11 protein-coding genes and 1 tRNA gene are annotated in these 17,751 nt (G+C 65.9%); 3 read left to right on the forward strand and 9 right to left on the reverse strand.

The genetic code is table 11. From position 1 onward, the window contains the following. Positions 1-19: 19 nt before the first annotated feature. The 7 genes from CLU85_RS22965 to CLU85_RS07250 all read right to left on the reverse strand — a co-directional run bounded on the left by CLU85_RS22965 (position 20) and on the right by CLU85_RS07250 (position 10,998). Positions 20-208: a hypothetical protein gene (locus CLU85_RS22965; RefSeq protein WP_157803940.1), complete on the reverse strand. Its 189-nt coding sequence runs from the start codon at positions 206-208 to the stop codon at positions 20-22. Further along, the gene (bcsE, locus tag CLU85_RS07225; RefSeq protein WP_157803941.1) at positions 205-2,028 is read right to left on the reverse strand and encodes a cellulose biosynthesis protein BcsE; all 1,824 of its coding nucleotides are present in this window, start codon (positions 2,026-2,028) and stop codon (positions 205-207) included. Before bcsE ends, CLU85_RS22965 begins: the two co-directional genes overlap by 4 nt. Position 2,029: 1 nt before the next feature. Next, positions 2,030-5,944: a cellulose synthase subunit BcsC-related outer membrane protein gene (locus CLU85_RS07230; RefSeq protein ID WP_100409680.1), complete on the reverse strand. Its 3,915-nt coding sequence runs from the start codon at positions 5,942-5,944 to the stop codon at positions 2,030-2,032. Further along, a complete protein-coding gene (gene bcsZ / locus CLU85_RS07235; protein WP_100412411.1) occupies positions 5,941-7,101 on the reverse strand; it encodes a cellulose synthase complex periplasmic endoglucanase BcsZ in 1,161 nt (386 codons plus the stop codon). Before bcsZ ends, CLU85_RS07230 begins: the two co-directional genes overlap by 4 nt. Further along, positions 7,094-9,478: a cellulose biosynthesis cyclic di-GMP-binding regulatory protein BcsB gene (gene bcsB, locus CLU85_RS07240; RefSeq protein ID WP_232727756.1), complete on the reverse strand. Its 2,385-nt coding sequence runs from the start codon at positions 9,476-9,478 to the stop codon at positions 7,094-7,096. The genes bcsZ and bcsB overlap by 8 nt, the downstream gene beginning before the upstream one ends. Before the next feature lie 477 nt (positions 9,479-9,955). Continuing rightward, a tRNA-Lys gene (locus CLU85_RS07245) sits at positions 9,956-10,031 on the reverse strand. A gap of 82 nt (positions 10,032-10,113) precedes the next feature. Further along, the gene (locus tag CLU85_RS07250; protein WP_100409681.1) at positions 10,114-10,998 is read right to left on the reverse strand and encodes an NAD(P)-dependent oxidoreductase; all 885 of its coding nucleotides are present in this window, start codon (positions 10,996-10,998) and stop codon (positions 10,114-10,116) included. A gap of 208 nt (positions 10,999-11,206) precedes the next feature. Between CLU85_RS07250 and CLU85_RS07255 the strand changes: the two genes are divergently transcribed. Beyond that, a complete protein-coding gene (locus CLU85_RS07255) occupies positions 11,207-12,088 on the forward strand; it encodes an alpha/beta hydrolase (protein WP_100409682.1) in 882 nt (293 codons plus the stop codon). A 34-nt stretch (positions 12,089-12,122) separates the two neighbouring features. On the opposite strand, the gene CLU85_RS07260 is transcribed toward CLU85_RS07255, so the two are convergent. Together CLU85_RS07260 and CLU85_RS07265 are read right to left on the reverse strand one after the other, a co-directional pair. Next, entirely contained in the window at positions 12,123-13,100 is a 978-nt protein-coding gene (locus CLU85_RS07260; RefSeq protein WP_100409683.1) for a GMP reductase, read from the reverse strand. 223 nt (positions 13,101-13,323) lie between these two features. Beyond that, positions 13,324-14,043, reverse strand: a complete 720-nt coding sequence (locus tag CLU85_RS07265; protein WP_100409684.1) for a hypothetical protein — start codon at positions 14,041-14,043, stop codon at positions 13,324-13,326. A 43-nt stretch (positions 14,044-14,086) separates the two neighbouring features. On the opposite strand from CLU85_RS07265, the gene CLU85_RS07270 reads away from it, so the two are divergent. Together CLU85_RS07270 and CLU85_RS07275 are read left to right on the forward strand one after the other, a co-directional pair. After that, a complete protein-coding gene (locus tag CLU85_RS07270) occupies positions 14,087-16,540 on the forward strand; it encodes a UvrD-helicase domain-containing protein (protein ID WP_100412413.1) in 2,454 nt (817 codons plus the stop codon). 30 nt (positions 16,541-16,570) lie between these two features. Further along, positions 16,571-17,701: an FUSC family protein gene (locus CLU85_RS07275; protein ID WP_100409685.1), complete on the forward strand. Its 1,131-nt coding sequence runs from the start codon at positions 16,571-16,573 to the stop codon at positions 17,699-17,701. Positions 17,702-17,751: the final 50 nt, after the last annotated feature.

The following is a 17,751-nucleotide window of genomic DNA, read 5'->3' on the forward strand; positions in this document are numbered from 1 at the left end:
TCGGTTCATTGTGGATTACTCATTGCGCGCGCGGAGGCGTTGCGGTATCGCCCGCATCTGCGGCGGGCAGGCGGGGCTGGCGGGGCTGGTAGGGCTGTACGCAGCGCAGCGGCTGGCGGGCCTGCTGTGCACGGCGCAGCAGTAGCCAGCAGGGCCAGGCCAGCAGGGCGCCCAGCAGCATGTAGAACAACAGCATCGATAGCGTCATGCCATGGACCTCGGTGAAACGCGTGGCACGGCGCGGCGTGCAATCGGCCGGTGCTGCACGCTGGGCCCGGCCGCAATGTGCAGCAGGGGCATGGTCAGCGGGTCTGCCGGCGGGTGGGGGGCACCGGTGTCGATGGGCAGCGTCGGCATGCCCGGCGCTGGTGCGCGGGCCATGGGCGTGGGCACCACGGCGACCGGGTGCGGATGGTTGTCAATGACGGCACTGTAGTCGGGCAAGCCCTTGCGCAACGATTCCTGCAGGTGGCCTGCCATGGCGCGGATTCCCATCTCCGAGCAGTCGGTGGCCTCGGAGGCGAACAGCTGGGTCAGCGGCAGCGTGAACAGGCGGTTGAGCGCCAGCTCCACATCGGGCTCGCGGCAGGCAAAGAGGAAGACGTAGACCGCCTCGTGGTCGGCTGTGAACAAATCGCCGTCGCGCGAAGTGTGGCAGGCGCGCAGGGCATCCAGGTGCGGGATCTGGGCCAGTACGTTCAGGCGCACCATGCTGTGCGACAGGCCGATGTTGTGCGTGCGATCCAGCATGCCGCGCACCAGGGAGCAGAACTGGGCGGGGGGCTGGTAGCCACGTTCGCGTGCCGGCATGAAGCTGTCCAGCGCCTGCTCGTAATCGGGATGCACCTTGCGGGTGTGGCTCTGGGCGTTGACGTCCTGCAGCAGCTGCAGCAGGCGCGAAAAGCCCACTTCCTTGTAGACCACCGCGCTGGCACCCAACTGCAGCAAGGCCTGCTCGCTGTGGGTGCGCAGCTTGCCCAGGTTTTCGCGCACCACGATCTTGAGCGTGAGCGGGCGCGACAGGCGCAGCTGGTGCACCAGGCGTGCCCGCGACTCGAAGTCGGCCGCCTGGCCCGCATCGATCAGCACCGTGGCCGCCACGCTGGCGGCCGCAGCCACCTCCACATCGGCCAGGCTGTCGACAATGCGCCAGTGGCCCGGCACGCCGCGCTGCCCGTGGACCGAGGCGCGGGTGGCGATCACGTCCGACTGGTCCACGGCCTCCACCAGCTCGCGCACGGCGCCGCGGGTGCGGGTGCCGTCTGCGGCCAGCCGGCCGGATGCGGCATCGTGCAGCACCCCGAAGGCGGTCTGGAAGAGGGCGCCTGCATCCGTGTTCCAGCGCTCCAGGCCCAGGCTCCAGCGGTCGGCGTCGGTGCGCAGGGTGGCGATGTGCATGGACATCTGGCACAGGTTGCGCAGGGCTGGCAGCAGCACCTCGGGCTCCAGCGGCGGGAAGAAGCCCAAGACCACGGGCCGCAGCCGCTCGCGGCACAGTGCACCGAGCTGGCGGCTCACGCGGGCGAGCTGGGCCACGCTCAGACCCGACAACAGGCCCTGGGCATCGCACATGTACAGCGCGTGCTCGTCCCTGAGCCCCGTGCGCTCCAGTTCGTCCATTAGGGGGGCAAGGCCATGGCGCTGCACCTCGGCCTGCAGGCCGGGGGCGAGCAGCCACAGCATGAGCCGGCCCGTGCGGCAGGCCTCGCGCAGCGTAGGGTGCAGCAGCAGCGCGTCCGCCCATGCGGCGCTGGAGGCGACCAGCGCCACGGGGCCGGCTGCCACGGCGTCTTCGAGCAGGGCCGGGAACCACAGGGCGGCGCTGCTGTCGTCGGCGGCTACCAGGGACACGGGCACATGCGGCGGCAACTGGCCCACGCCGTCGGGCAGGCCTTCGATGCCGATGCGCGCCGTTGGGGCGCTGCTGGCGGCGCGCTGGCGGGAGGACGGCCGCAGGCGCTGGGTGATGGCGCGCAGGAAGCCCGCTGGCGTGGCAGCCTTACGCTGTGAGGAGGAGGCGGAGGACATGTCAGAAGCTCGAGTAGGTCTGTACCGGGCGGGGCCGGTTTTCCAGCGGGGCCAGCACCGGATCAAACCGGTAGCGGCCATAGACCATGAAATTGGTGGGCGCGTAGTAGGCAGAGCGGTCCAGCTCCAGCTGGGCTCCCAGTGCCAGGTTGCGTGTGGCCTGGTACTCCAGCACGCCCCGGAACGAGCGGCCAAAGCCCGAGCCCGAGCTGCCCGCATACACCGGTACGCTGCCGCTTTCGGCCAGGCGCGCACGCGCTAGTGATTGGAGCAGTGCGCTCTGCGGGAAGTAGTCGGTGTCTGCGCTGCTGCTGCGCGATACAGAGATCGACCCCCGGGCCAGCCAGGTGAGCGGGCCCCTGCGGCCACTCCACTCGACGGGCAGCGCGACAGAGGCGTAGCTGCGCGGGCTGTAGTAGCCGCCGTGGCCGAAGCTGTACTCCGACAGGTCCTTGCCGTAGTGCCAGGCCGAGAACGTCACACCCATGTTGACCACGCTGGTGGTGCTGCGCCAGACATCGCGGTCCACGGCCACGCGCAGCTGCGCGCGGGTATTGGACTGCACGTTCTTGCCCGTCAGTGCGGCCAGGTTCAGGCTCACCGAACTGCTGTACGGACCGATATCGGTCGACAGGCGGCCCGAGGCACCCGTGGCCACCACACCACCCCAGATCTGGCCGGTGATGGGGTCGGCTGCGCCCGCATACGACAGCAGGCTGCCGGTAACGGGCCGGCGAAAGCCCTCCAGCTTGTAGCCATAGCGGCCCAGGTCCCCGGTCTTGGCCAGGCCGCCGACCAGGTTGGTCACAGGAAGCCCGACGCCGGTCGTCCCGACGTCCCACTGGAAGTTGTCCCCTGCGAAGCCGAAACCCAGGTTGGTGCCCGTGCCACGCTGGCGCCGGTAGGCCAGGGGCAAGCCTGTGGGCTGTGCTGCGACCTGTCCGAAGCCCAGGATGTCCGGGCCATTGGCCGGCAGTTCGCCCGCGTCGAGCTGGACCCGGTCCACATGCAGAAAGTAGTGCCCGTCGTAGCCGCGCGGCATGAAGGCCACCATGGGTCGCTCCCAGCCGCGCAGGCTGGAGATGCCTTCGGTGGCGCTCTTGCGCAGCGCCTGGTGGCCTGCCTCGATCCACACCTGGCGGCGGGCCTCGATGGCGTCTATCTCCCCCTGGATCTTGGCGACCACGGCCGTGTCCACGGGCAGCGACAGCGCGTAGCTTTGCAGCAGAACAAGAGGGGGCTCGGTGTCGGCCAGCTCGCCCTGTTGCGGCTTTGCCGACGCGCTGACTGCACTGTGGCCCTCCAGCGTCAGCGCGCTGCGGAAGAACCCCAGGGCTTGCACATAGTTACGGTTGGCGCGTGACAGGCGCGCAGCGTGCAGCAGGACGTCGCTGTCCTGCGGGAAGTCCTGCAGCAGCCGTGCCGACAGGGCCCGTGCCTCGTCCATGCGGCCGATGCGTTGCCAGATGCGCAGCAGCGCCAATGCCTGGCCAGCATCGGTGGCGGGCAGGTGGTCCTGCAGCCACAGCGCCTGCTCTGCGGCGCCGCGCACGTCGCCCACGCGCGACAGCGCATCCGCCAGGCCCATGCGGACCTCCAGGCGCTTTGGCGATGTCTTGGCCAGCGGCGCCAGCAGCTGCGCGGCATCGGCGTATTCACCGGCGGCCATGAGCAGGCGGGCCTGCGTCTGGGCGCGCTGCTGGGCGGTGGTGGGTGTGGCGGGCAATGGCAGTGGCTGGCGGGCCAGGCGCACGGCTTCGGCCAGGTTGCCGGCCTGGCGCTGCTGCTCCACCAGCCGCTCGCGGTGCGATGCGTAAAGGGCCACCAGCCGGGCCTCCTGCTCCTCGTTCCAGCCAGGCGATTGCAGCAGGCTGGGAAGGCGTGCGGCCAGGCCCGCATCGTCCTGCGCACGGCCGAGCAATTGGGCGTGGTCGAGCTGTGCCTCCAGCGGCAGGCCAGGGCTGCGCGCCGCCAGGCGGTCGAACACGGCCACGCCGCGCTTTGGCTGTGCGCGGCGAAACCAGGTGTTGGCCACTGAGTACAGCAGTTCCGCATCATTGCCGGCCGCTTGCTCGGCCCTGTCGAGCAGGGCTTGCGCCTCGGCCGGGCTGCGGTTGGCGGCACCCTGCGCCAGAAGCGATTGGACCGTGGAGCGCTGCACCAGCGCGCGCATGGAGTCGGTCTGATCGGCTGCGGCGACCTGTGCGAGGTCGGCCAGGGCACCCTGGTCGTCGTCCGCCGCAGAGCGGATCAGCGCACGTGCATAGCGCATGGCGCTGCGGTCGGCGGCGGGGAAGGAGGCGACGGTCATGCGAGCGATGCCTTCATCCATCACGCTGAGTGCCTCACGCGGCAGGTTCAAGCGCAGGTACAGGCGCGCCAGGCGGTGGCGCAGCCAGGCGTCGTCGGGGGTCAGCAGCACGGCGGATTCCAGCGTGCGCATGGCGGTACTCAGGCGCTGTGCCTGCATGTGTTCATCGGCCTGGGCCAGCAGGATGTCGGCCTGGGTGCCCACCAGCTTTTCGCCCAAGGCGGCATCGGTGGCCGCAGCCTTGGCCAGCAGGGTCAGGGCTTCGTCGGACCGGCCGGTGCGAGCATAGAGCCCGGCCAGGCCCTTGTAGGCTGAGCTGTTGTTGGCCTCGGCCTTGAGCGCGTTCTGGTACAGGGCTTCAGCCTGGGTGCGGTCGCCCTGCAGGTCGCGGATGCTGGCCAGCGTGGTCAGCGCCTCGGCGCTGCGGGGCTGCATTGCCAGCGCGCGGCCCGCCAGATCGGCGGCGGTGGCCAGTTCGTTTTTATCGAGGGCCATGTCGGCCTGGCGCAGAAACCCCCAGAACCGGGCCGTGGACTGCAGGTCTTTCCATTTGCCCTGGCGGGTCAGCGTGAAGGCCTGGCCAAACAGGTCCTGGGCCTGGGCGTGCCGGCCCTGGCGCAGGCGAATGAGTCCCAGGTTGCCGAGGCTGTCTCCATCGCTGGGGCGCAGGGCCAGCACCGCCTGCAGCTTGTCTTCGGCCAGTTCGATGTTGCCCTGGTCGAGTGCGGTGCGGGCGGCGTTGCGTGCGATGTTGGCCGGGTCGCGGGCCACGCGCTCGGCGCGCTCCACCGCCTGCTGCATGGCGGCCAGGCGGTCCATCGCAGCCTGGTCGGCAGGGTAGCGCTGCAGGAATGCCCGCACGCGCGGGATGCTGGCGGGCGTGTTGGTCAACCGGTCCAGTGCGCGGCGCCACAGGTCCTGCAGTTGTTGTGCATTGATATCGGGCTGCTTGGCGAGCGCCTCGATCTCCTGCACCACGGTGGTCGGGTTCGCGCCCTGGTACATGCGCATTTCCAGTTGGGCCATCCGGTAGCGGGACTCCCCGGTGTCCTGGTAGAGCTTGCCCAACTGGCGCATGGATTCCGTGCCGCTCTTGGGGCTCGATCCGATGATCTGGTGGTATTCCAGTGCCAGTCCGCCGAGCTCCGGCGGGCCCTGCGGGAACAGCTTGCGGGCCAGCTCGGCCGCCTCGGCCTTGCGGCCAGCGCGCGCCATCAGGCGCATCTGCGAGAGCTTTTCACGGTCGGGGCCGTAGATTCGCACCAGGGTTTCCAGTTCCTGGGTCACACTGTTCTCAGGGTGGCGGGTGCGCAGAGTCTCCAGGATGCGCTTGGCCTCGTCGGTTTTCTTTTCGCGCAGGGCCAGGTCGGCCAGCGCACCCAGGCCCTGGGGGGAGTAGGGGTCTATGGCCAGCAGCTTGTCCACCAGCTGGCGTGCCATGTCGGGCCGGTTTTTGGAGGCCCACAGGCGTGCGCCACTGAGCAGCTCGGCCTCGATGGCGGGAGGGGCGCTCGCTAGCACCCCCTGGCTCGTCAGCAGGCAGGCGGCGGCCAGCAGGGTGAGCGAGGGCAGCCAGTGGCGGGGTCGGCGCAAGGCTCGGGTCACGGCTTCCACCGCACGATGAGCTGGCCGGCCGCCGTGAAGCGGTACTGCCCGTCAAAGGCGCCCAGGCCGAACAGGGCCAGCACCTGCTCATAGTAGGCCGTGGGCCGCAGGGGCCTGGCCTCCAGGCGCATGCGCTGCGATTGCAAGGCTTTGTCGTCCCCGGCAGCGCGCAGGAAGGGCAGCATCGCAGCCGAGAAGCCGGAGGGCGCAGGCCCCGAAGCCTGCACCGTCAGAATGTCGATGGACTCCGGCGGGTAGCCCTGGTCGCGCACGTAGCGCGCCATGGGCGCAAGGGTGTCCAGCAGTGCCTTGCGGCCGGGTGCGTCGGTGTGCATCACGCCGGCCCACAGGTAGACGCGGATGGCGTTGTAGGTGCCCTGGCCCTTTTCCTTGCCCTGGTCGTCGATCAGGAAGCCCTGCTTGGCGTCGTACACCGTCCAGTCGGGCGTGAAGCCCTTGGGCGAAGAGCCACGGATGACCTTGAGCGAGCTGTCCACCAGCTTCTTCCACTGCGGGTCGGCCTCAGCGCCTGCGGCCAGCCAGTGCATCAGGTGCATGGGAATGTAGCTCGGGTTCAGGCGCCAGCGGCCGTTGGCCTGCACGAAGCCCTTGGGGGCCGGCAGCAGCGTGGGGCCCAGGCCCGGGATGTCGGCCGTTTCCTCGCGCAGGATGCGCGCGGCCAGCAGGCTGGACAGTGCGCGGTAGCTGCGCTCGTTCCACAGGCGGCCGGCTTCGCCCAGCGCGTAGGCGATCCACAGGTCGGCGTCGGAGGCGGCGTTGGCGTCGATCACGCCCCAGGTGCCGTCGGGCCGCTTGCCCCATAGCCAGGCGGGCAGGCGCGCGGTCATGTCGCCCTCGCACAGGTTGTTCTCGGTCCAGCGCAACAGCTTGTCAAACATGGGCCGGTCGTTGGCTACCAGGGCGAAGAACAGCGCGTACGCCTGGCCTTCGGAATAGGTCTGGCCGCTATCCCCATCGTCGGAGACTACGCGGCCGCCGTCGTTGATGAACTGGGCCTTGAACGCCTCCCAGGCGGGCCAGGCCACACGGCCCGCACCGGCCGACACCTGCTGCGCCTGCAGGGGGGGAAGCCATGAAAGCAGGGCGGCTCCCCCGCTGGCCTGCAGTGCGGTGCGCCGGCGGATGGAGTCAGTCATTGCGCGAAGCCAGCCGGCGGCGGGCCATGCTGCGCAGCGCGGCATAGACGATGAAGGTCAGTAACAGGCCGGTGGCAATGCCCACCAGGGCCAGCAGCAGCGGGTGGCTGTGCATGTGGAACCACAGGCGCTGCCACCAGGGCAGGTCGCCCACGTAGTACACGGGCTTGATGCGGAAGCTCTCGATGGCGTCACCGCGCATCAGGCCCAGGTCACCGCGCAGGCTTTTGATCTTGCCGGAGTCGTTGAGGCCCAGGCTCAGCAGGGCCATGGCTTCTTTGTCGGTGGCGGTGAGTGCCACCACGCTGCGCCCGGCCGATAGGGGCGACTCGAAGCCTGTGACAGCCGCCAGCGACCCATTGCCGTGCAGGATGGCCTGGCCGCCCGAGGCCGACAGGCGCTGGTTGGATTCGAGGTTGAACAGGTCGATGAACGAGCCCATGGCGCGCTCCAGCGGTTGCACCGAGCGCGCACCTGCGGCCAGCAGGGCGGGCAGGTGGCTTTTCCATTTTTCGAGCAGTCCGTCGCTGTCCGCCTGAGAGATCACCAGGATGTCGGTATCGCCTGCCTTCTCGGCGTCCGCTGAGCGCAGCAGCTGAAAGCGTGTTCCGGGGTAACCGGTGGAGGCGCTCATGCGGCCCACGGCCGTGAGGAACACTTCCACGTCCGCGGTGGTGGGTTGGTTGGGCAGGATGATGGAGGTTTGCGCCAGGTCGGGCACCCGGGTGAAGGGGAAGCCGCTGTTGGCATAGGCCGCCAGGTTGGGCATGGCCAGATAGTGGCGAAAGGCCGTGAGGTCGATGGTGGACTGCGGGTCGATGGCGGCGAACAGTTCGGTCGGTGGTGCGGACTTGCAGCGGCCCAGGTCGTTGGGCGGGATCTGGAAGGCGAACTGCAACTGGTTGTCGCCGCCGATCATGAAGGCCGGGATCTTCAGGTCCGAGCGGGACTGTGCATTGCCGTCGTCGAACAGCGGCAGCATCACCGTGCTCTTGCTGCTGGTGCGGTCCTCGCGTGACTGCAGTGGGTAAGACTGGATGAACTGGTTGTTGATCGAGATGTTCAGCGCACCGTGGTCCGACACGCTGTTGGGTGTGTAGCGGTACGTCAGGTTCAGCGGCACGCCCTTGGCGTTCCAGGTGAACAGGTCGGGCGCCATGCGCGTGTAGATGTTGACCGTGTCGTTGAGCACCGAGCCGCGCAGCTGCAAATCGGCGGCGCTGGGTACCAGCTCGGCCAGCTTGACCGGCCGCTGGGTGGTGATCCAGCGGGGGGCGTCATAGGGCTTGGCCAGCGCGGGGTACTCCAGCGACTTGACGGCAATCGTCTGCCCCGAGAGCACCGCCTTGCCCAGCGCCAGCGCATCGGCGGCGAGTTGCAGCTGGGTATCGTCCTTGCCCAGTACCAGCAGCAGCTTGGCGCCAGCCACATCGGGGTGGGGCACGATGGACAGTGTGGGTTCCGTCACGGCCGGCAGGGCCTGCAGGAAGGACGGGCGGTTGTCGTTGGTGGCCAGCACCACAGCATGCTGGCGCGGCAACTGGTTCTCGAACGCCGGGAACTGGTTGCCCCGGTAGCCGGCGAGCATGCCGATCCAGCTGGCAATGGAGCCCGAGGCCTTGAGCGTGCCCGTGCTGGGCTTGCCGCCGTACACAAACGGCAGGTTCACCGGCCGGTTGTCGCGCGCATCGAAGAACGGTGCGGGCAGCAATGCCAGGTCATCGCGCAGGGGGATCTGGCGCAGCGACAGTTCCAATTGGCTTTCATTGCTGATGGTGGCCCACAGACTGGAGTGGTTGGGTGTTTCGCATTCCATCGTGTAGTGGCCGATGAACTGGTAGCGAAAGCGGTTGTAGTCCGTGAAGTAGCGGGGATCGATGTTCAGTTCGACGGTCTGCGGCGTGCCCAGGCGCTCCTTGTCGAGGACGATGGTCTGCAGCGTCTCATCGTTCAGCATCACCTTGAGGTGTGACAGTGCGGGGATCAGGGCGGGCGAGAGCGTGAAGGTCAAGCGCAGCTTGGCGGCCTCAACGAGTTCGTCACGCCGGACGCCGACACCAACACTGGCCTCGCTTTCCACACCGCGCAAGGCAATAGGGCGGGCCACACCCAGTTCCTTCAGGCTGACTTTCCATCGGCGCAGCGGAAGCTGCGGGCTGGCAGTTTGCTCAGATGCCCGGGTACTTGCTGTCGCGCTCTCCGCAATCGCGCGGCGCGTTCCGTTGGGTTCCTGTCTGGCTTGGGCGCGTTCCTTGGCCGAGGCATCGCTTGATTTGGTGGCTTGCGCGTCGGCAATGGGGTGATGAAGTGAGACGAGGCCGACAGTGACCAGTGCAATCCAAACAGGCGGTGCGCAATGTATTTTTCTGAATTTCACGGTGTTCTTGAAGGTTCTTTTCTTGCCTGTTGGAGGTCGGCGTCTATTACCCCGTCAGCGGGCGTGTCATCTGTATGACAAAGTGTATCTACAGGCTTTCGCAGTGAAACGCCCAAAGACAGTTGTTTGCAATTGCCGATGACCAATGTGCGGAGCATTCGCAGCAGTACGCGGCCATATGACAGCTGGATTCATGAACCAGAAATTTCTGTCAGCACGGTGCGTGCACAGGTCGAACGCCGCACCGTGGCGGCAGAGGACCTGACTGATGGGAATGGGTCGTCTCTGCGGAGACGCATTTGTTGCCGCCCTGAGGGAGGGCGGACACCAAGACCTTGTGGTCTGGTGGTCAGATGTTGCGCCGGCAGACCTCTGAGTGATGAACTCGTGCAGGCCGCAAGAATAGGCGGTTGTTCTGAAAACAAAAAAGCCTGCTAATTTTATATAGCAGGCTTCTTGTGCCTTGCGGCTTTGATTTGGTGGGTCCTGAGTGACTCGAACACTCGACCTACGGATTAAGAGTCCGCTGCTCTACCAACTGAGCTAAGAACCCAAATCTTTTAATTCGTCTGCGTTGCTGCAGAGCCTCGAATTATGCACTATTTTCTGTGGCGCTCGCAAGTGGCTCTGAAAAATTATTGCATCGCGTTGCGGCTGGCCAGCTCGACGAACAGGCCGCTGTGGTCCAGTTCACCCAGCCCATGCTCGACACCTTCTGCATAGAGGGCCTCGAACAGCGCGGTGATGGGGGCGTCGAAGCCAGTTTCTCGGGCTGTGGCCATTGCGTTGCGCAGGTCTTTCAGTTGAACGGCCATTCGGCCGCGCGGGGCAAAGTCGCGCTCCACCATGCGTTGGCCGTGTAACTGCAGGATGCGACTGTCAGCAAAGCCTCCGCCAATGGCTTCACGGACCTTGGCCATGTCTGCGCCGCCCTTGGCTGCAAAAAGAAGGGCCTCTGCGACGGCACCGATGGTGATGCCCACAATCATCTGATTCGCAAGCTTGGCCAGTTGCCCCGCACCGTGGGGGCCTACATGGGTGGCGCGGCCCAGGTGCTCAAACACGGGTTGAGCGCGAGCAAAGTCTTCGGACCGGCCGCCCACCATGATGGCGAGCGTGCCTGCTTCTGCGCCGACGGTGCCGCCGGAGACAGGAGCGTCCAGGTGGGCTACGCCCAGTTCTCCCAGGCGTGCGGCGTGGTCACGCGCCTCGCTGGGCTGGATGGAGGCCATGTCCACAAACAGCGCGTCTTTGCGCATGGACCGCGCGGCAGCCAGGTCGAACAGCACATGGCCCACGACAGGCCCGTTTTCGAGCAGGCTGATAACGACGTCAGCCTCCCGAACAGCTTCTGCGGGTGTGTTGTCCACGGTGATGCCGTGGCGGACCAAGGGCTCAGCCTTGGCGCGGGTGCGGTTCCAGACGTGTACCCGGTGGCCCGCTTCGCTCAGACGGCGTGCCATGGGCAGTCCCATCATGCCAATGCCGAGGACGGCGATGCGTAGCGGTGTAGTGGTCATGGCGTCATTCTTTTTTGAAGGGAATACGGAGGCTGTCTCTGGCGCCATCATGTGCCTTTTTTGGCGCGTCAGTCTGTCACGGAGCTTGCAGCGTGGTACGAATGGAAAGATGATCCTTGGCGTACCAAGCCTCCGCCCGGGCGCCTTCGTTGTTGGTTGACCGAAGTTTTCCCTGGCCGCTGGCTCTTACCCCTAGGAGATATCACCCATGACCTTGTCCTCTCATGATCCCGCCTGGCTGGAGCGTATGTACAACAACCGCGCGCTGGTGCCAGACCATATGGACTATTTCCAGCGCTGGGCCCAGGATTCGGCCCAGGTCCGGGCCAACGTGCCTTGCGTGCTCGATCTGGCCTATGGGACAGGGCCTGGAGAAACCCTCGATGTTTTCCCCCCTGCACATGCGTCGGGTGCCCCGGCTCCGGTGCTGGTTTTCATCCACGGGGGCTATTGGCGATCGCTCGACAAGTCTGATCACTCGTTCATTGCGCCTCCGTTTACCCAGGCGGGTTTTTGTGTGGTGGTCGTGAACTACGCGCTGTGCCCTGGCACACCCGAAGCGCCTGTCACCATTCCTCACATCGTGCGCCAGATGGAAAAGGCCCTGGGCTGGGTCGCACACCACATTGGAGAACATGGTGGGGACATGAGGCGCATCACGGTGGCGGGGCATTCGGCCGGTGGTCAATTGGCAGCGATGCTGCTGACCAGCGTCTGGCCCTTGATCGGGAGTGGATTTCCTGACGGGCTGGTGCGCAATGCACTGTCCATTTCTGGTGTGCATGATCTTGAGCCCCTCATGTACACCCCTATGTTCCAGTCGGTGCTGCATCTGACGGAACAACAGGTGCTGCAGTGCAGCCCTGCGCGCTTGCTGGAGCCACCCACAGGCCAGTTGTATTGCGCCGTGGGAGGGGATGAAAGCCCCGAGTTCCTGCGGCAGAACCAGCTGATGCAGGACGCCTGGGGCAGTCACTTTGTGCCCCGCAGTCAGGCGCTGCCGGGGTTGCACCACTTCAGCGTTGTGGATGCGCTGGCCAGGCCGGGGCATGACCTGCACCACATGGCGCAAAACCTGTTGCGGTCTTGATGCAGGGCCTGCGCAGCAGGCCACTGCCGCCCAGTTACATCAGCAGGTGTTCACCCGCGTTGTCGCCGCCCAAAATCACATAGTTCACCTTGCGGATGTCCATCAGCTTCTTGCCACCCGCATAGCTGATGGAGCTTTGTACGTCCTGCTCCATCTCCACCAGCGTTCCAGCCAGTGAGCCCTTGATGGGTTCGAGGATGCGCTTGCCTTCGACATGCTTGTACTCGCCCTTGTTGAAGTCGCTGGCAGAGCCGTAGTACTCCTTGAACAGCGCGCCATCGACCTCTACCGTCTTGCCGGGGGATTCCTCATGGCCCGCGAACAGTGAGCCGATCATCACCATGCTGGCGCCGAAGCGGATGCTCTTGGCGATGTCGCCATGGCTGCGGATGCCCCCGTCGGCAATGATGGGTTTGGTGGCTACGCGCGCGCACCACTTGAGCGCTGAGAGTTGCCAGCCGCCCGTGCCAAAACCGGTCTTGAGCTTGGTAATGCACACCTTGCCTGGGCCCACGCCGACCTTGGTAGCGTCGGCACCCCAGTTTTCCAGGTCAATGATCGCCTCGGGCGTGGCCACGTTGCCAGCAATCACGAAGGCCTTGGGCAGCTTGGCCTTGAGGTAGCCGATCATGTTCTTCACGCTGTCGGCATGGCCGTGCGCGATGTCGATGGTGATGTATTCGGGCGTCATGCCTTCGGCCACCAACTGGTCCACGGTGTCGTAGTCCGGTTGTTTGACACCGAGCGAGATGGAGGCATAGCATCCCTTGGCATGCATGTCCTTCACGAACTGGAGGTTGTCCAGGTCAAACCGGTGCATCACGTAGAAGTAACCGTTCTGGGCCATCCAGGCACAGATTTTTTCGTCCACCACGGTTTTCATGTTGGCTGGCACCACCGGGATGCGGAACGAGCGGCCGCCCAGTTCTACGCTGGCGTCGCATTCCGAGCGGCTCTCCACACGGCACTTGCGTGGCAGCAGCAGAACGTTGTCGTAGTCGAAGATTTCCATGAGATTCCAAGCTCCTTTGAAAGGTCGCCACCGAAGGATTTCGTTGGCGTGGGCGCTTGGCTTGGGACCGGCTTTGTGGGCATTGGCGTGGTGGCCAACTCCGACCCCGCAGTTTGCGCGGGCACAAAAAACCGGGCGTCAAGAAACTTGGGCCCGGTGATTGATTCTACCCGCCTGCCCGGCAGACCCTATAACGGTGCGGGTATGACCGGTATCACCCGCGTCACTTGCAAGTGGACTGCGCAATCGCAAGGACTCGGCCCTGGGCATCCTGCACCCAGCCGACCAGGCTCAGCCGCTCGGCCTGTGCGCTTTCAGGGATGCGCATGGACCGGGTCTCCATCCATTTAGATTGCTCTGATTTTGATAGCTTTACGCGCTTTTCCCATGTGCCGTGGAGCATGTTTCTCACCATATTCCGGTCCACGTTCGTGCCCTCTGCACCTGCAGGCACAGATTCGACAAGCAGCAGATAGAAGTCCATGGCCCCAGGCGCCGCGCCGGAGCGCTGCGCGGCGCGCTGCGCAGGCGTGAACGCGATGGCTGCGCCCAGGTAGTCGTTGAACGGCATGCCGTGGGCCACGCGCACGCGGGCGGGCGGGGTCGCCTCGATCGCCGCGGTGTGCACATCGGTGGTGACAGGGGGCTTGCGGCCCAGGGCTTGCAGGCGGGCCAGGGCGTCGTTGGTGGCGGCAGCCGACAAGGGCGCGTCGTCGCCGGTCTTGCCCGGCACGACCCAGTCCAGCACCACCGCGCGCGCCGTAGAGGAGGGCGCTGGCGTCTTCGCATCGCTCCAGCAGTTCTCGCAGTCGGCGCTGATGAAGCGTTCGAACACCGCCACGGGCTGGGCCGTACCGTCGCTGCTGCAGCTCGCCTGGGCCCAAGCGTGTGGCACCTGGGCAAGCGCCAGCAGGCTGGCCAGGGTGAGTGCGGTGTTTTTCATGGTACGGGGCTGCGCAGGGCAGGGTGCTTTCTACAATGGCCGCATGTTCCCACAAGACCCGTTTTCGGGTGCACCAGACGCCCTGGTGCCCCCACACTCCGGTGCGCCCTTGGCCGCATCGCCCCTTCTGGCCCATCTGAACGACGAGCAACTGGCTGCCGTCACCCTGCCTGCGGGCCACGCGCTCATCTTGGCGGGGGCCGGATCTGGCAAGACGCGGGTGCTCACCACCCGCATCGCCTGGCTGCTGCAAAACGGCTACGCCACGCCCGGCGGCATCCTGGCAGTCACCTTTACCAACAAGGCCGCCAAGGAAATGGTGGCCCGCCTGTCGGCCATGCTGCCGGTGAACGTGCGCGGCATGTGGATTGGCACCTTCCACGGCCTGTGCAACCGGCTCTTGCGCGCGCACCACAAGGCGGCTGGGCTGTCGCAGTCGTTCCAGATTCTGGACACGCAAGACCAGCTCTCGGCCATCAAGCGCCTGTGCAAGCAGCACAACGTGGACGATGAGCGCTTTCCGCCCAAGCAGCTTTCATATTTCATCGCCAACTGCAAGGAAGAGGGCCTGCGCCCCGGCGATGTGGAGACGCACGACAGCGACGCGCGCAAGAAGGTCGAGATCTACCAGCTCTACGAAGAACAATGCCAGCGCGAAGGCGTGGTGGACTTTGGCGAGCTGATGCTGCGCAGCTACGAGCTGCTGCGCGACAACGACCCCATCCGCGAACACTACCAGCGCCGTTTTGCGCACATTCTGGTCGATGAGTTCCAGGACACCAACAAGCTGCAGTACGCCTGGCTCAAGCAGCTGGCCGGCAACGAGGTGGATGGGCGTTTTGAAGCGCGCGGCAGCGTGATTGCCGTGGGCGACGACGACCAGAGCATCTACGCCTTTCGCGGTGCGCGCGTGGGCAACATGACCGACTTTGTGCGCGAGTTCGATGTGCAGCGCCAGATCAAGCTGGAGCAAAACTACCGCAGCTACAGCAACATCCTCGACTCGGCCAACGCCCTCATCAGCCACAACAGCCGCCGCCTGGGCAAGAACCTGCGCACCACGCAGGGCGCGGGCGAGCCGGTGCGCGTGTACGAGGCCAGCTCGGACCTGGCCGAAGCGCAGTGGATGGTCGACGAGATCAAGCAGCTGGTGAAGAGCGACGGTTTCGACCGCAAGGAAATCGCCGTGCTCTACCGCAGCAATGCGCAAAGCCGGGTGATCGAATCAGCGCTGTTCAATGCCAGCGTGCCCTACCGCGTGTACGGCGGCCTGCGGTTCTTTGAACGCGCTGAAATCAAGCACGCGCTGGCCTACCTGCGTTTGCTGGAGAACCCACACGACGACACCAGCTTCACCCGCGTGGTCAATTTTCCGCCGCGCGGCATCGGCGCGCGCAGCATCGAGGTGCTGCAAGACGCGGCCCGCGCTGCTGGTTGCTCGCTGCACGACGCCGTGAGCGCCGTGCCCGGCAAGGCCGGGTCCAATCTGGGCGCGTTTGTCGCCATGGTCGATGTGCTGCGCGAGCAGACCCAAGGGCTGAACCTGCGCGGCATCATCGAGCAGATGCTCGAATCCACGGGTCTGGTGGAGCACTTTCGCACCGAAAAGGAAGGTGCTGACCGCATCGAGAACTTGCAGGAACTGGTCAACGCTGCCGAGAGTTTTGTCACGCAAGAAGGCTTTGGCCGCGACGCGGTGGCTTTGCCGCTGGACGAGCACGGCACGCCACTCGCACAAAGTGCCGTCAGCCAAGGCCTGGACCCCGACGCGCCCGTGCTGGACGAGCCGCTGAAACCAACGATCCCCGGCATCGTGGACATCGACACCGGCGAAACCCTCTCGCCCCTGGCCGCCTTCCTCACCCACGCCGCGCTGGAGGCGGGTGACAACCAGGCCCAGGCTGGGCAAGACGCCGTGCAACTGATGACTGTGCACGCGAGCAAGGGCCTGGAGTTCGACGCCGTGTTCATCGGTGGCATGGAAGAGGGCCTGGTGCCACACGAGAACTCCGCCAACGAACGCGATGGCCTGGAGGAAGAGCGCCGCCTGATGTATGTGGCCATCACCCGTGCCCGCAAACGCCTGTACCTGAGCCATTCGCAAACGCGCATGCTGCACGGCCAGACGCGCTACAACATCAAGAGCCGCTTCTTCGACGAACTGCCCGAGGCCGCGCTCAAGTGGATCACGCCCAAGCAGCAAGGATTTGGCTCGTACGCTCCTAATTCAGGAGCTGGTGGCGCTTATGGATCAAGCGCTAGAGGCCAATTTGGCTTCAAATCCGAGACCTTTGCCAGTCCCCCCGTGCCCGTCCAGAAAACCGCGCCATCGCATGGCCTGCGCGCCGGCATCAACGTGTTCCACACCAAGTTCGGTGAAGGCAAAGTGCTGGCCATCGAAGGCACGGGCGACGACGCGCGTGCGCAGGTCAACTTCCCGCGCCACGGCACCAAGTGGCTCGCACTGAGTGTGGCGAAGCTCACGGTGGTGGAGTGAGAGCAGCCGTCGCCCAGACTGAGGCCCTCTATGCCCGATAACAGCGATTCCTCCAAAGAATCCCGGCGCCCGCGCGGCGCTACGCACGGCGCGTCGGCACGCCATCTTGTCAGCCCTGCGCAGTGGGCAGAGAGCGTGGCCATCGGCGCACCGCCCTCGCTGCGCATCTTCGCCATAGCGGGGGTTCAGGCCGCGCTGGCCGTGCTGCTGGCCATGGTGGCCACGCATTTTTCGCCCTGGCCCCCGCTGGTGGGATATGCGTCGCTCGGCGCGCTGGCAGCCTTGTTCGGGCGTTTTGCCACGGTAGAGCGGCGCATGCGTATGGTGGTGATCTGCGCGCTGCTGCTGGCGCTGGGGGTGCTGCTGCCGTCGCTGGCATCGTGGGCTGGCGCGTTGCCGTGGATGATGGTGCTGGTGCTGGCCCTGGTGGCTGGCGCATCCACCGTCGCCGTGTCGTGGTGGGGGCTGGGCGGGCCTGGGGCGGTGATCATCGTGTTTGCGGCCGGGGCGGCCTATCACCCCGTGGGCAGCGGCGCCGAGGTGCTGGCGCGAGTGCTGGCTACATTGGCTGGGGGTGTGGTGGCGGTGTTGACCTGCCTGGCGACCGACCGCTGGCGGGCCGCAGAACTCAAAACCCTGCGCTTGCCACCCGTGCATGTGCCCCCTTGGTCGCACCAGTGGATTGCCGCAGCGCGCATCACCGCCTGCGCTGCACTGGCCGCGTGGATGGCCTTCATGCTCGGCTGGCATTACCCGGCATGGGCGGCGATTGGCGCGGTGTCGGTCCTGCAGGGTGGGCACCTGCACGTCACCATGAGCCGCGCGCTGCAGCGCATGGCGGGCACCATCGTGGGCTCCGTCATCGTCTGGGCCATGCTGGCGCAGCAGCCCTCGTTCTGGACGGTGGTGGCTGCGATCGTGGTGTTTCAGTTTTTGACCGAGGTGGTGATTGGCTACAACTACGCGCTCGGCCAGATCACCGTGACGCCCATGGCGCTGCTCATGACCTACCTGGCATCGCCCACCGCGGGCGCGAGCATGCCGGTCGAGCGGGTGCTGGACACCATGCTGGGCGCGGTGCTGGGCATCGTGTTTGCCGTGGTCTTCTCCAGCCTGGACGACCGCATGCACCTGCATGAGCACCGCAGCAAGGCGCGCTGAGGTCGGTTTGCATTTTTGATGCTACTAAATTTATAGCTGATGGTGCTTGA

This window comes from Acidovorax sp. 69 (assembly GCF_002797445.1).
GTDB lineage: Bacteria > Pseudomonadota > Gammaproteobacteria > Burkholderiales > Burkholderiaceae_C > Acidovorax.

What these genes read in the sequence shown, in the direction of transcription:
- bcsE (WP_157803941.1), bottom strand. Translation starts at nt 2,028, where the DNA reads ATGTCCTCCGCCTCCTCCTCACAGCGTAAGGCTGCCACGCCAGCGGGC.
- CLU85_RS07270 (WP_100412413.1), top strand. Translation starts at nt 14,087, where the DNA reads ATGTTCCCACAAGACCCGTTTTCGGGTGCACCAGACGCCCTGGTGCCC.
- CLU85_RS07255 (WP_100409682.1), top strand. Translation starts at nt 11,207, where the DNA reads ATGACCTTGTCCTCTCATGATCCCGCCTGGCTGGAGCGTATGTACAAC.
- CLU85_RS07275 (WP_100409685.1), top strand. Translation starts at nt 16,571, where the DNA reads ATGCCCGATAACAGCGATTCCTCCAAAGAATCCCGGCGCCCGCGCGGC.
- CLU85_RS22965 (WP_157803940.1), bottom strand. Translation starts at nt 208, where the DNA reads ATGACGCTATCGATGCTGTTGTTCTACATGCTGCTGGGCGCCCTGCTG.
- bcsZ (WP_100412411.1), bottom strand. Translation starts at nt 7,101, where the DNA reads ATGACTGACTCCATCCGCCGGCGCACCGCACTGCAGGCCAGCGGGGGA.
- CLU85_RS07265 (WP_100409684.1), bottom strand. Translation starts at nt 14,043, where the DNA reads ATGAAAAACACCGCACTCACCCTGGCCAGCCTGCTGGCGCTTGCCCAG.
- CLU85_RS07260 (WP_100409683.1), bottom strand. Translation starts at nt 13,100, where the DNA reads ATGGAAATCTTCGACTACGACAACGTTCTGCTGCTGCCACGCAAGTGC.
- CLU85_RS07250 (WP_100409681.1), bottom strand. Translation starts at nt 10,998, where the DNA reads ATGACCACTACACCGCTACGCATCGCCGTCCTCGGCATTGGCATGATG.